Here is a 12,702-nt window from a genome sequence, read left to right as displayed (position 1 = left end):
GTTAGACACCCATCAGGAGGTGCCATGCGAGCAGATCGCCCACAGCGCACCCGACCCGAACGCCAAGCACCCGGAGCCGGCAGGCGGATCCTCTGCACCCTTGCGGCGCTCTCCGCCTGCGTCGCACTGCTCCTCACCGGCGCAGCGCCCGCTCACGCCGTTTCGGAGTTCCGCCAGCAGACTCCCCTCCAAGCCGGAACTCGGGTGGAGCTACCGCACGGCTACTGCACGGTCGGCGCCGTCCTCAGCGTGACCAGCTGGTACGCCCGGCTGGCGCCGCAAATCCGCGCCATCCGGTATGTGGTGCTGGCGGCGCACTGCGCGGACGAGGGGGAGTCCGTCAGCGTGGGCAACCAGGGCGTCGTCGGCAGAGTGATCTGGAAATCGGGGCTCTCCGATCTCGAGATCGCCAAGATCGACCCGCTCCCCCGGGTTAACTGGAACTGCGGAACCGGCTCGATGATCCGCCACTGCGCCCCGTTCACCAGCTACACTCCCCGGGCGAGCGGCACCATCTTCCTCCGTGACCACGCTCACCGGATCGTGAGCATGCCCTTCGACGGCACCGGAGTCCCGGGCGAGAACGAGGTCTTCTGCACCAGCGGAGCGGTGTCCGGCGTGAATTGCGCCTGGGGCATCGCCGTGCTTCCGCCAGGCGCCCCTCCCTACCTGCTCGGAGCGACGACCTGGCTGGCGTCCGTCACGCAAGGTGACTCGGGCGGACCGGTAGCGAGCCAGGGCGGACGGCTGTACGGAATCATCGCCGACGGCGCACGGACTACCAGCGAGAGACCCGACCTGATGGCGTACGTCCCCATCGCCCGACTCTTCGAGGAGCAGCCCGGCTACGTGCTCGCGCCTCCCGGCTGACGCGGCTGCGGATCCGTCGACCCGGCGGCCCTCTTGGGTACGAGACACGCCGGTGGGAGCGTGCACACGTGGCGTCTCGCGGGGCGACCAGGAATTGCGGAAGCCAGGGCCGTGCGCGGGTGGATCGCGCGAGCTAGGAGTGGAGCGGAAAGCCGAGGTTAATGCCGCCATGGGAGGGGTCGAGCCAGCGGCTGGTAATCGCCTTCTGCTGGGTGAAGAACCGGACGCCCTCCGCGCCGTGCGCCTTGGTGTCGCCGAAGAGGGACGCCTTCCAGCCGCCGAACGAGAACGTGGCGACGGGGACCGGAATGGGCACGTTGATGCCGATCATCCCGACCTCGACCTCGTTCTGGAATCGGCGGGCCGCGCCTCCGTCGTTGGTGAAGATCGCCGTGCCGTTACCGAAGGCGCCCGCGTTGATGAGCGCGACGCCCTCCTCGTAGGAGGCGACGCGGACGATCGAGAGGACGGGGCCGAAGATCTCCTCGGTGTAGGCGCGGGAGGTCGTCGGCACGCGGTCGAGCAGGGTCGGGCCGAGCCAGAAGCCGTGGGGATCGCCGTCGACCTCGACGCCGCGGCCGTCAAGGACGACAGTCGCACCGTCCTGCTCGGCGATCTCGATGTAGGACGCAACTTTGTCGCGGTGCTGTCTGGTGATCAGCGGGCCCATGTCGCAGCCGCGGCGGCCATCGCCCGTGCGGAGCCTCGCCGCGCGATCCTGAATCCGCGAGATCAGCTCGTCAGCGACCGGCTCGACGGCGACGACGACGCTGATCGCCATACAGCGCTCCCCCGCCGAGCCGAAACCGGCGTTGATGGCCGAGTCGGCGACGAGGTCGAGGTCGGCATCGGGCAGCACGAGCATGTGGTTCTTCGCTCCGCCGAGCGCCTGGACGCGCTTGCCGTTGCGGGTGGCTGTCTCGTAGACGTACTGCGCGATCGGCGTGGAGCCGACGAACGAGAGGGAGCGGATGTCGGGGTGATCGAGCAAGCCGTCGACCGCGACCTTATCGCCGTTGAGCACGGTGTAGACGCCGTCGGGGAGGCCAGCCTCCTTCCAGAGGGCGCCGAGCCAGATCGAGGGCGACGGGTCCTTTTCGGACGGCTTGACGACCACCGTGTTGCCCGCGGCGATGGCAATGGGAAAGAACCACATCGGCACCATTGCAGGGAAATTGAAGGGGCTGATGATCCCAACGACGCCCAGCGGCTGCTTGGTCGAGTAGACGTCGACTCCGGTCGAGACCTGCTCCGAATACTCGCCTTTGAGGTGGTGCGCGAGGCCGGTCGCGAACTCCACGACCTCCTGTCCACGCGTAATTTCGCCGAGGGCGTCGGACACGACCTTGCCGTGCTCGGAGGTGATCAGCTCGGCCAGCTCGTGTTTCTTCGCCTCAAGCAGCTCGCGGAAGCGGAAGACGATCTGCTGCCGCTTCGCCAACGACGTGTCGCGCCAGGCGGGGAACGCCGCCTTGGCGGAGGCGACGGCCGCGTCGACCTCGGCGGTGTCCGCGAGCGCGACCTCTTTGCTCACGATCCCGAGCGCCGGGTCGTAGACCGGGGCGGTGCGTCCGGAGGAGGAAGCCGACGGCGCGCCGTCGATCCAGTGGCCGACGACGGACAGCGAGGTGGCGGGCTCGGCGATGCTCATGGCGTCGACTGTAGGGGCCCCGGTCGCGCGGCGAGCCGCGGATCCGTCCAACGCAGAAGGGGACCACTGGACGGATCCGCCGGGCGCCCGTGCCTCCTACGCCACCGGCTCGAAGCGGACGAGCGCCGCCGTGATGTTGTCGTGGCCACCGCGCTCGGTCGCCCAGGCGACCAGCTCCTCCGCCAGCGTGACCGGACCCGACCCGACCCGCTCCTGCGCCTCGTGCAGGACAGTCGCTATGTCCTTGGCCGTCGACGCATAGTTCCAGAGCCCGTCCGAGCACACGAGCACCCAGCCCGGTTCCTCGAGAACTTCGGAGGTGACCCGCGGCTCCTCGTCGTGCGCGTCAGCGCCCAGCCAGCGTGTGATGGCATGGGCGCCGGGCGCCGTCTCAGCCGTCTGCCGCGGGACTCCCGCCGCGATCTGCTCCTGCGCCCACGAGTCATCGACCGTCAGTTGCCGAGGCGTCCCCGCGTCCGGAATCCAGTAGCTGCGACTGTCACCGACGTTGCCGGTGACCAGCAGCGCGCCGTCGAGCACGGCGGCCGTGAACGTGCACGAGGGCGGGTTAGCGCGTTTCTCGGGGACCGCGGCGTCGATCGCTCCGGAAGCGCGCGCGGTGGCCATCTGCAGCAGGGCGCTCCAGCGGTCTGCCCCGAGTGCCTCATCGCCCACGTCGGCCTGTAGGGCGCTGAGCGCGGCGCGGGCGGCGGCCAGCGAGGCCTTGTCGGAGTCCGGAGTCGACGAGACACCATCGCATACGACGAGGAGCGCTGTGCGCAGCGAACCGTCCTCGCAGGTGCTCGCCCCGATGGCCATCGCGTCCTCATTGGCGGCGTGCCGGAGCCCGCGATCGCACACACCGCCGACGAGCGGATGCGGTGCCTCCGCCCAGTGCTCGCGCTCGGTCGGCGCGGGCCGGCCGCACTGCTCGCAGTAGCCGTCGGCGGCGACGACGCCTCCGCAGTAGACGCAAGAGCCAGCACCCTCGACGGCGACGGGCGGGGCGGAGGCGGCGGCTGCGACGATCAGCGGAGTGCCGCAGGCCTCGCAGAACGCGTCTCCCGTGGTCACTGGCTCGCCACACACCGGGCACGGAGTCGACAACTCGCCGCTCATGTCAGCGTCCAGCGTCGGACCTCGTTGGCCCGGTCGACGAGGCGTAGCCGCTGATCGCGCTCCCGCGTGGATGCCGCGAGAGCCCGGTAGGAGGCTTCGAGGCCGTCGCGGATCGCGGCCTCATTGGCCTCGACCCCGCCGAGGGTCGCACCCTCGGCCGGACCGTCGCGGCGCACCAGCTCCAGTGCCGACGTGAGCACCTGCGTCGTCAACTCCAGCCGAGTGCGCTGGTCGATCGCGATGGAGTCGACGCTCGCGAGGGCGGCCGAGAGCGAGGGCAGGCCGCGCCCCGACCCCGCGAGCAATTCAGCTCGTCGTCGGCGGGCATCGACGTAGGAGGAGCGGGTGGGAGTCACGATGTCGAGCGCGTCGAGAGCGCCGTCGAGATCGGAGCGCAGCTGGCGCACGCGAGCGAGGCCGAATGCGGCGGGGGCCGTGTAGTTTGCGTCAGCTCGGGCACAGATCACGTAAAGCGATTCCGCGACCTCGGGCTCACCGCTGGCCTCGCAGGCGGCGGCGAGCGCCAACTTCGGGGCGAGTTCGCCGGGAACCTGCCCGTACACCGTGTTGAAAGAGGCGCGGGCCCCGACGGCGTCACCGCGCGCGAGCTGCGCGAGCCCGCTCATCCACACCGCCCGCCACTCCCACGGGTCCTCGGTGAGGATCTCGCCGGTCGCGCGGGACACCTCATCCCAGCGCTGGGCCTCGATAGCGGCCCGGGCGCGGGCGAGCCGGACCTCGACGGTCAGCGTCGGAGCGAGCCCGAGCGCGCGCAGCCGCACGATCGGGTCCGCGACGTTGACCCCGGCGAGCCAGGCCTTCGCGGGGTCGGAGTCATCCTGACGCAGCGCCGGGAGCGCGTCCCACGGCGGCACGCGGTCGACCACGTCGGCGACGGGCGCCTCGAACAGCGCCGACTCGGTCGAGTGCAGGGCAGGATGGCCGGGACCGCGGTCCGTTGCGACCACTTCGCGGAGAACACCGAGCAGCTGGCTGCGCATCTCGTCGACGGTCGCGAAGCGGTCTTGCGGGTCGAGGGCACAGGCCTTCGCGACGAGGCGGTAGAAGGAGTCGTAACGCTGGAAGAGCGGCGTCTCGGACACCGGCGGCAGGGAGGCGACGTAGGTGGTCTGGTTGCCGCGGAAGTCGAGGACTAACGAGGCGAGGGTCCGGCCGATCGTGTAGACGTCCGAGGCGATGGAGGGGCCTACCTCGGGGACCTCCGGCGCCTGATATCCGACCGTGCCGTAGATCGCCGAGTCCTCGTCGTCGACCAGACGCACTCCTCCGAGGTCGATCAGCTTGACCTGGTCGCCCACCTGGATCATGTTGTCGGGCTTGAAGTCGCAGTACAGCAGGCCGTTCTCGTGTAGGTAGGCGAATGCGGGCATGACCTCGAGCACGAATGCAAGAGCCTGGTCGACGGGCAGCGGATCGGCAGCACCCCCGTTGGCGTCCAACCGCTCCTTGAGGATCTGCTTCACGCTCGGCCCGCCGACGTACTCCATCACGATGTAGCCGGCACCCTCGTACAGGACGAAGTTGTAGATCTCGACGATCAGCGGATGCTCGACCTCGGCCAGGAACCGCCGCTCGGTCACTGCGGCGGCGTACGCATCGGGGTCGCCCGAGTTGAGCAAGCCCTTGAGCACCACCCAGCGGCCCGAGACGTTGCGGTCGCGAGCGAGGTAGATCCAGCCGAGGCCACCGTAGGCGAGACAGCCAACTACCTCGTACTGCCCGCCGACGAGGTCGCCCTGCTTCAACTGCGGCGTGAACGAGAAAGGCGTGCGGCAGTTGGGGCAGAAGCCCTCGGTGCGGCCGGGACGCCCGTCGCGTCCGCGGCCGACGGCGGTGCCGCAGTGTGAGCAGTAGCGCTTGCGCTCGGGGAGCACGGCCTCGGTCATCAGCGCGGCCAGTGGATCGGCGGCGGGGCGCGAGGGCACGGTGGTGAGCCCGGCACCCAGGCGTGGACCGCGCAGACGGGTCGAGGTGGTCCCTACGCGTCGGGTGACCTTCGAGCCGGTCTGCGCCGTGCGCGCCGACCCGAGCGCGGCGGTGTCCAGGCGTGCGGAGGAGGTGCGGCCACTGCGCGCGGTCGCGGCCTCCTCGGCACGCGCGGAGCCGGGAGCACGGGGCGCGCCCTCGACGAAGCCGGTGCCGAAGGCGGCGGAGGCGGTGGCCGGCGCGGGCGCTGGGCGGCGCGCAGTCGGTGTCGATGCCGCTGCGCCCTCCGCAGGTGGCAGACCGCAGACGTTGCAGTAGCCGTCCTCGATCGTCCCGGTGCAGCCCGGAGTCGAGGTGCAGGGGTCGCCGTTCATCGAGTGGCCTTTCGGTGGTGCTGAACGTCAGACGAGGGGAGATCCCGGGTGACGACGTCGTACTGCTCGACCAGGTGCCGCGAGAGTGCGACCGAGCAGGGCACCGCGTCGAGCGCGGCGCGCACCTCCTCGTCGGCGGCCGCGCCGACCGCGGTAGCGGCGCGCCCGTTCGCCTCGGCGCGCTCCCGGAGGGCACGAAGCCGGAAGCCGAGCGCCGCGCGCTCGCGCAGCGGCGAGGTATAGGCGGCCTCGACCGCGTCGAAGGCACGGCTGACGGCGGTGAGGCGGGCGAGGTGCGTGTCGAGCGCTCCCCGCTCGAGCGGAGGCTCGCCCAGGCGCGACACGTCGGGCACGGCGAGCCGCGGCGGGTCGGCGATTTCGCGACGGCAGCGGGCCACGAGTTCGCGCAGCGGCGCCTCTCGGTGCTCGGCCGTCTCGGCGAGCTCGCGCGCGCGTCGGCGATCGCGCTCCAGGCCGCGGCGCTCGGAGGCGGCAATGATGAGATCACGCTCCAGCCGGGCGGAGTCGCTCTCGAGCTGACCGAGAGGACCCGACACGTCTGCCCCACGGCCCGCCTTCTCGGCGAGGGCGTCGAGGCGCGAGCGCAGCACCCCGACGCGCTCGGCCCGCGCGCCGTCGACCGTGCTGCCGCCATCGCGGGTGAGATCTCGGCAGCGCTCGATCTCGGCGCGCACGCCGACGATCCGCCCCGCGACATCCGTGCCGCTCGGATCAAGCTCAAGCCGCGACCGCAGCTGCCCGACAACCGCGTCGCAGAGCCGCACGGCCTCGACGAGCGAGACCGCACCGCCCCCTGAGGCATCGAGGCGCCCCCAGATCAGCTGCGACATCCGCTCGCGGGCGACGACGTCGACCCGACCGGAGTCCCAGACCGTCTCCAGTTCGGCCAGACGGCGAGTGACGGACTCGCGCAGCGACTGGGCCAGCACCACGTCGGCCGTGTAGGTCTCGGACTGGGGCGAGGCCAACGCGGCGGCGTCGAGTCGGGAGAGTTCGCGTGTCGTTCGGTCGAGCCATCGGGTCAGCGCCGCCAGGTAGTCGAAGAGTTCACGCTGCGGGGCCGCCTCACCCAGCCGGCCCGGGGCAACGGGGGTCCCTTCCGCGAGACCGGTGCTCATCGTCCGTACACCGGAGCCGGCGGCGAAGCCTCACCAAGGACCCCGAGCCAGCGCCCGTGGATGCTCTGCCAGCGACCGTCGTTGCGCATCGCCTCGAGCGCCGCATTGACGAAGCGCACGAAGTCGGGGTCGTCCGCGGGTAGGCCCAGACCATAGGGCTCGGAACTCAGCGCGTCGCCGATGACCTTGGCATAGGGGTCCTGCGCAACGAAGCCGGCGAGGATCGTGTCATCGCCCGCGATCGCGTCGACCTCGCCCGCTTGGAACCGCGCGAGGCACTGAGAGTGGGTGTCGGCCTCGACGGCCGTCACCTTCGGAAAGTCGTTCTGCAGGCGGCTGAGCGTGGTCGTGCCACTCGGCGCGCACACCCGCTTGCCGTCGAGGTCGTTGATGCTCGCGATCGGCACGGCGTTCGGGTCATCCGAGACGAGCACTTTCAAACCCGCATCGTAATACTCGGAGGAGAACGCGATCGTGTTCCAGCGATCGCACGTCATGGTGAGCGTGCGCGCAACCATGTCGACCTGCGGTGCACCGTCGCCACCCGTGAGTGCGGGGAGGCGCTGAGCCGAGGTGATGACGACGTAGTCGATCGCGTCCGGGCTGCCCAGGATCGCGCGCGCGATCTCGCGAGCGATGTCCACGTCGAAACCCTCGATCGTGCCGGTAATCGGGTTGCGTGCGCTCATCAGCAGAGTGTCGGCGGAGACGCCGACGCGGAGATTCCCCCGGTCGCGAATCGTCTTCAGGCGCGTGCTCTCCGTGACTCCGGAGGGTGCGTAGGACGTGACGGCCGAGGGCGAGCAGTCCGTGGCGGGAGGCGTCGCGTTCGGGGCAGGCGCCGCGCTCGCGGTCGGCGTCGCGGCGGCCAGGGGCGCACCGAGGTCGTCGGCGCCCGTCGTACAACCGGCAACGGCGAGCGCCGCCGCCGTGACCAGGACGAGCGCGGTCATGCGCAGGCGGTTCATCGATATTCCTCCAGTCGCTGCGAGACCCCGCGCCAGGCGAGCACGGCCGCGGCGAGGCCCGCGGCGAGCAGTATCCACGAGACGACGGAGGAGAACTGCGCTCCGGAATCGAGGGTCGAGGAGGCCGCGTCGGCCTTCTCCTGCACCACCTTTCGCGCATCGACCGAGAAGGTGGTGAACAGGTCGTTCGGCCTGCCTGCTCCCGTCGCCGTCGCGGTACTGACCGCCTGGTTCCACTCTCCCGCGTCGTCCGCCTTGCGGATCTCCTGATGGAACGTCTGCCACTGCTCGAACTCAGTGACGAGCCGATCCCGAGCGAGGGCGTCCTTCAACTCGCCGGTGAGCTTCTGCCTGACGGAGGCCACCGCCTCCTGGTACCGCTCCTCCAGCGCCGCGCCGGATCCGCGCTTGATCAGCGTGAAGCTCTCGAGGGACTTGGCGTCGCTGGCGGCGATGAGAGCGTTCGAGACCGTGAGGGCCTCCCGATAGGACTCGACGCGTGCCGTGCCCACGTTCGCGGCCGTCGATCCGTAGGCGAGCGCGCCGCCGATGCCGAACACGAGCAGCAGCGCGGTTCCCGTCGCGAGCGGACGATTGACGTAACGGTGGGTGCGCCGAGCCAGCCAGAGCTGGGCCGCGATCAAGACCAGCAGCATCACCAGCGAGCCGATCAGCAGCAAGATGCTCCAGCGCACGGCGTCATAGGCCGCGGCCACCCGATCCGCGCCGGACGTGACCAGCCCGTCGAGTTCGCGGAGAATGCCGTCGCTGCCGGAGAGGACGGCGGACGCCTGGTCGAGGTAGGCGGACGCGACCGGAAAGCCCTGCCGGTTGTTGGCGCGGGCCTGCTCGATCAGGCCGCTGTAGGTCGTGATCCTGCTAGCTACCGAGGCGAGGGCCCCGGTGTCGACGGAGTCGGATGCCGAGAGTTCGGCGATCCCCGACGCGGCGGCGCTGAGGCTCGTGACGTAGGAGGCGCGCAGCTCGGCGGGCTCACGCCCACCGACCAGGAAAGTGTTCGCCGCGATCGCATTCGCATCGACGAGCAGCGTGCGCACATTCTGCACGCCGAGAAGCTGGGCCGACTGTTCCCGGGCCGTCGTCGCTGCTCGGGCCTGGAGCGCGCCGGCCTGCTGCGCGACAACGCCGAACACCACGGCGGCCAGGGCTGTGAGGGCGAGGAGGAGTCGCAACGTTCCAGGAGTGGTCGCGGTCGCCCGCGCAAGTAGCGAGGGCTTGCGGGCGGCGGGCCCGGTGGCGGCCTGAACCCGCGGCGGCGTGGGAGCCTTCTGCACGGGCGGTGCGGGCGCGGTGCTCATCGGGTTTCCTCCTCGAACCGACCTGCGGCGGCGTCGGCGGTGCGCTCCGCAGTCTCGTCGGGGCTTGGCTCGCCGGTGCTCTCCGTCATGTCCTCAGGCAGAAGGATGCGCAGCTCGTCCAGAGTCGGCTCCTCGACGTCGCGCAGGCGCCAAGCATGGCGCGCGATCGCCGCATCGAGGACGTTGCGAACCCAGCGGCCGTTACCGAACGCTTCTGTACGCTGCTGCGCCGAGGCGAGATCCGCGAACGCGGCGAGCGCCAGGTCCGTCGGCTCGAAATCGGCCGAAGCGGCGAGGCGTCCGAAGATGGCCGAGAGTTCGTCGTCGCTGTAGTCGGCGAAGTCGATCGTGGTCGAGAAGCGGCTGGCGAGGCCGGGGTTCGTGTCGAGGAAGCCCTGCATCGGACCGGAGTAGCCCGCGACGATCACCACGAGGTCGCCGCGGTGGTCCTCCATGTCCTTGACCAGAGTGGTCACCGCCTCTGCCCCGTACTGATCGAGCGCGAGCGCGTAGGCCTCATCGATGAAGAGGACTCCGCCGCGCGCCGACGCGATCACCTCGGCGGTCTTCGTCGCCGTTTGGCCCAGGTAACCCGCTACCAGCTCCGAGCGGTCGACCTCGACGAGCACACCCTTCGAGAGGATGCCGAGCGAGCGGTAGATGCGCGAGACGAGGCGGGCGACCGTCGTCTTCCCCGTGCCCGGATTGCCCGTGAAGACCAGGTGCCGGGTGAGGGTGGGGGTGCTGAGGCCCGCCGCCTGGCGCAGCGAGTCGATCCGGAGCAGTTGGGTCTGGCGCTTGATCTCGCTCTTCACCCGCTCGAGCCCGATGAGCGCATCGAGCTCGGCGAGCAGGTCGTCGATCGACTCCGGCGGCTCGAGGGGCTCTTGCGTGGCGGCGGGCTCGATCGGCGCTGCCGGCTGCGTCTCGTCCTGCGGGCCGGCGTGCTCCGTGCGGCGCAGGCGCGAGAGGATTTCGTCGACCCCGGGAACGCCCTCCGGTAGTCCGGTCGAGCGGGCGGCACTCGAACCGGGGTCGCGAGACGGCGCCGCTCCCCTCGCTCCAGGTACCGCGGCGAGCTGGGCCGCAGCGGCCGCGGAGGCGGATGCGATGCCTCCGATGCCCGGGTCGCCGAGCGCACTCGCCGCGGAGACGACCTCGGTGAGGCTGCGGGCGTAGGCGGAGGCATGCGGCGATGCAGCCGAGGCGAGCGCCGCGAGCTGATCGGTGGGGCCGGAGCGCCAGCGGCGACCACTCGCGGCCGCGGTAAAGAAGGTCTCGAGCCCACCGGAGGCGCCGGTGGCGACAAGCCAGTCGGCGCCCGCTCCCCTGATCGACTCCGCGACGGCGGCCGCCAGGCGCGCGCCCTCGTCTCGGACTGCGGCGGCGTCGAGTCCGGCGGCGGTCCCCGTCAGCACGAGCGCGTCGAGCGCCGGAGCGAGGGAGTTCATGAGGCGCTCGGCGGGGTCAACGAGCCCGGGGCAGTGCCGGTGGCACCCGGCGCAGGCGGAGCGTCGAGTCCACTCGGCGAGAGCGAGGACTCGGTGAACTTCTCGGCCAGGAACTGCCCGTGCGCGACCAGCGCTGTGGCGTCCTGCCGCGAGACGGCATCGGAGATCCGGTCGAGCGTGCCCCCGAGCAGGTCGAGCTGATCGCACAGGATCATCAGCGAGGTCTTCCCCTTGTAGACGGCGCGGCGATCGGCGAAGTCGCGGGGCAAGCGGAGGTACCCCTCGACCGCCTCGGGCAGGTAGCTGGTCGCGGTGGCGACGACCGTGTGTCCCTGCCGACTCATCCCGCCGAGACGATCGAGCCGGGGCACCATCTCGCGGACGGTCTCGTCGATCCGCTGAATGCGAGATGCCACGTTGCGGTCGACGCGTCCCTGCGTGGAGTTCGCCACCCGATCGAGCGCGGCGAGGATATCGTCGCTCGTCGGCACCCGCGGCAGTGCTGGCGCGGTCTGCTCCGGTGCTGCCGGGGCGCCGCCGAAGAGGCGAGACAACCAGCCCATCTAGCGGCCGAGATCCAGCGACGAGGTCGCGTCGATGTCGGCGTTGCTGCGGCGGGCCCGCTCCACATACTCGCCGGCTTTGGCGGTCTCGGACTGGAGTACCCCGACGGTCTGGGCCATGCTGTCGAGCGCTTTGATCTTGAAGTCCGAAATCGAATCCATCGTCTGGTAAATGTTCGCGAACGCAGCCTGCAACTGCGGCAGCCCGACCGTGGCAGAGGCGGCCTGGGACTGGATCGACGCGGACTGCTCGGCGAGCATCCGCGAGGTGGATTCGATCATGTTCGACGTCGTGGTGTTGAGCGCCGTGATCTGATCGAGCACGAGGCGCTGGTTGGCGAGGGCCTGCGCCACGATGACCGCCGTCCGCAGCGCGGAGACCGTCGTGGTCGTCGCGCGATCCACGCCTTTGATCAGCTCGACGTTGTTCTTGATCACGACGTCGATCGCGAGGTAGCCCTGAATGGAGACGGCGAGCTGCGTCAGGAGATCCTGGTGCTTTTGCCGAGCATAGAAGAGAACATCTTCTCGAAGGGCCGGTGCCCGTTCGGGGTCGGTGCTGTCGAGTTCGGCGATCTTCGCCGAGAGCTTCACGTCGAGCCGTTCGGCGACATAGATGTACTCGTTGAGTCGCGTCATCGTCGCCCAGAGGTTCTGCTTCTCCAGGTTCAGCGCCGCATTGTCCTTCCGCAGCTCGTCCTGGCCGTCGTACAGCGCCTGGATGATCGCGTTAAGGTGCGACTGCGCACTCTCGTACTTGCGGAAGTAGTCGGTGACCCTGTTGCCGAAGGGAATGAATCCGAGGATCTTCTTCTGGACGTTGTCCTCGGAGGGGTCGAGGTCTTCCACGGTGCGGCGCAGCTCGAGCAGCGTCTTGCCGATCGTCGAGCCTTCGGAGAGGCCGCCCTCCTTGAGCGCCCGAACCGGCGTGTTCAGCAGCCGATTCGACGAGTCGGCTGCGGAGCGGATGTCGGCATCGCCCATCGTGCGAATGTCGTTGGCCCTCGTTGCGAACTCGGGGCTGCGCGCCTCGGCGGCCAGGAGCGTCTCGAGGTAGTCGTCGACCTTCGCCTCAAGCCCGGGCAGCGCCTGCTCCGGCACCTTCGGCGCGATCGACGGCGCCGAAGTCATCGGCACCGCCGCCACCGGCTCGGGTGGCGTCAGCGAGAGGGCGTTTTGGACGGGCTGCTGCAGGGCCTCGGTCATCGGGATCCTCACCGTTCCTGGCGCACGGCGCCGACTGGGATGAACGTCCGCCCAGCATATCCCGGGGCCTTCCGCGCGAGTCCTGGGAGGAGAGT

Annotated in this window: 10 protein-coding genes; 1 reads left to right on the top strand and 9 read right to left on the bottom strand. The window is 70.2% G+C overall.

Features of this window, described 5'->3' with window-relative positions; all coding sequences use genetic code 11:
- The first annotated feature begins 24 nt into the window (after positions 1 to 24).
- Positions 25 to 870, top strand: coding sequence for a chymotrypsin family serine protease (locus tag B0H03_RS04875; RefSeq protein WP_104265329.1), 846 nt, complete (start codon positions 25 to 27; stop codon positions 868 to 870).
- Between the two features lie 133 nt (positions 871 to 1,003).
- On the opposite strand, the gene B0H03_RS04870 is transcribed toward B0H03_RS04875, so the two are convergent.
- The 9 genes from B0H03_RS04870 to B0H03_RS04830 all read right to left on the bottom strand — a co-directional run bounded on the left by B0H03_RS04870 (position 1,004) and on the right by B0H03_RS04830 (position 12,607).
- Positions 1,004 to 2,521, bottom strand: coding sequence for a CoA-acylating methylmalonate-semialdehyde dehydrogenase (locus tag B0H03_RS04870; RefSeq protein ID WP_104265330.1), 1,518 nt, complete (start codon positions 2,519 to 2,521; stop codon positions 1,004 to 1,006).
- Positions 2,522 to 2,617: 96 nt separating this feature from the next.
- A complete protein-coding gene (locus tag B0H03_RS04865) occupies positions 2,618 to 3,640 on the bottom strand; it encodes a PP2C family protein-serine/threonine phosphatase (protein WP_104265331.1) in 1,023 nt (340 codons plus the stop codon).
- Positions 3,637 to 5,961: a serine/threonine-protein kinase gene (locus tag B0H03_RS04860; protein ID WP_104265332.1), complete on the bottom strand. Its 2,325-nt coding sequence runs from the start codon at positions 5,959 to 5,961 to the stop codon at positions 3,637 to 3,639. Before B0H03_RS04860 ends, B0H03_RS04865 begins: the two co-directional genes overlap by 4 nt.
- The gene (locus B0H03_RS04855; RefSeq protein WP_104265333.1) at positions 5,958 to 7,100 is read right to left on the bottom strand and encodes a hypothetical protein; all 1,143 of its coding nucleotides are present in this window, start codon (positions 7,098 to 7,100) and stop codon (positions 5,958 to 5,960) included. Before B0H03_RS04855 ends, B0H03_RS04860 begins: the two co-directional genes overlap by 4 nt.
- Complete coding sequence (locus B0H03_RS04850; RefSeq protein WP_104265334.1) at positions 7,097 to 8,068, bottom strand: glutamate ABC transporter substrate-binding protein; 972 nt, start codon at positions 8,066 to 8,068, stop codon at positions 7,097 to 7,099. Before B0H03_RS04850 ends, B0H03_RS04855 begins: the two co-directional genes overlap by 4 nt.
- Positions 8,065 to 9,387 (bottom strand): hypothetical protein, encoded by a 1,323-nt coding sequence (locus B0H03_RS04845; RefSeq protein ID WP_104265335.1) that lies wholly within the window; start codon positions 9,385 to 9,387, stop codon positions 8,065 to 8,067. The genes B0H03_RS04850 and B0H03_RS04845 overlap by 4 nt, the downstream gene beginning before the upstream one ends.
- Positions 9,384 to 10,838, bottom strand: coding sequence for an AAA family ATPase (locus B0H03_RS04840; protein ID WP_104265336.1), 1,455 nt, complete (start codon positions 10,836 to 10,838; stop codon positions 9,384 to 9,386). Before B0H03_RS04840 ends, B0H03_RS04845 begins: the two co-directional genes overlap by 4 nt.
- Positions 10,835 to 11,401 carry a hypothetical protein gene (locus B0H03_RS04835; RefSeq protein ID WP_104265337.1) on the bottom strand — a complete coding sequence of 189 codons (567 nt, stop codon included), beginning with the start codon at positions 11,399 to 11,401 and terminating at the stop codon, positions 10,835 to 10,837. The genes B0H03_RS04840 and B0H03_RS04835 overlap by 4 nt, the downstream gene beginning before the upstream one ends.
- Positions 11,402 to 12,607 (bottom strand): toxic anion resistance protein, encoded by a 1,206-nt coding sequence (locus B0H03_RS04830; RefSeq protein WP_104265338.1) that lies wholly within the window; start codon positions 12,605 to 12,607, stop codon positions 11,402 to 11,404.
- Positions 12,608 to 12,702 lie beyond the last annotated feature (95 nt).

The organism is Rathayibacter iranicus NCPPB 2253 = VKM Ac-1602 (genome assembly GCF_003149025.1).
GTDB classification, from domain to species: Bacteria; Actinomycetota; Actinomycetes; order Actinomycetales; family Microbacteriaceae; genus Rathayibacter; species Rathayibacter iranicus.
The sequence above is the reverse complement of the archived record's forward strand: the minus strand, read 5'-3'. Positions and strand labels throughout refer to the sequence as shown.

Coding starts and splice junctions, on each gene's coding strand:
- B0H03_RS04875 (WP_104265329.1), top strand. CDS start 25: ATGCGAGCAGATCGCCCACAGCGCACCCGACCCGAACGCCAAGCACCC.
- B0H03_RS04870 (WP_104265330.1), bottom strand. CDS start 2,521: ATGAGCATCGCCGAGCCCGCCACCTCGCTGTCCGTCGTCGGCCACTGG.
- B0H03_RS04865 (WP_104265331.1), bottom strand. CDS start 3,640: ATGAGCGGCGAGTTGTCGACTCCGTGCCCGGTGTGTGGCGAGCCAGTG.
- B0H03_RS04860 (WP_104265332.1), bottom strand. CDS start 5,961: ATGAACGGCGACCCCTGCACCTCGACTCCGGGCTGCACCGGGACGATC.
- B0H03_RS04855 (WP_104265333.1), bottom strand. CDS start 7,100: ATGAGCACCGGTCTCGCGGAAGGGACCCCCGTTGCCCCGGGCCGGCTG.
- B0H03_RS04850 (WP_104265334.1), bottom strand. CDS start 8,068: ATGAACCGCCTGCGCATGACCGCGCTCGTCCTGGTCACGGCGGCGGCG.
- B0H03_RS04845 (WP_104265335.1), bottom strand. CDS start 9,387: ATGAGCACCGCGCCCGCACCGCCCGTGCAGAAGGCTCCCACGCCGCCG.
- B0H03_RS04840 (WP_104265336.1), bottom strand. CDS start 10,838: ATGAACTCCCTCGCTCCGGCGCTCGACGCGCTCGTGCTGACGGGGACC.
- B0H03_RS04835 (WP_104265337.1), bottom strand. CDS start 11,401: ATGGGCTGGTTGTCTCGCCTCTTCGGCGGCGCCCCGGCAGCACCGGAG.
- B0H03_RS04830 (WP_104265338.1), bottom strand. CDS start 12,607: ATGACCGAGGCCCTGCAGCAGCCCGTCCAAAACGCCCTCTCGCTGACG.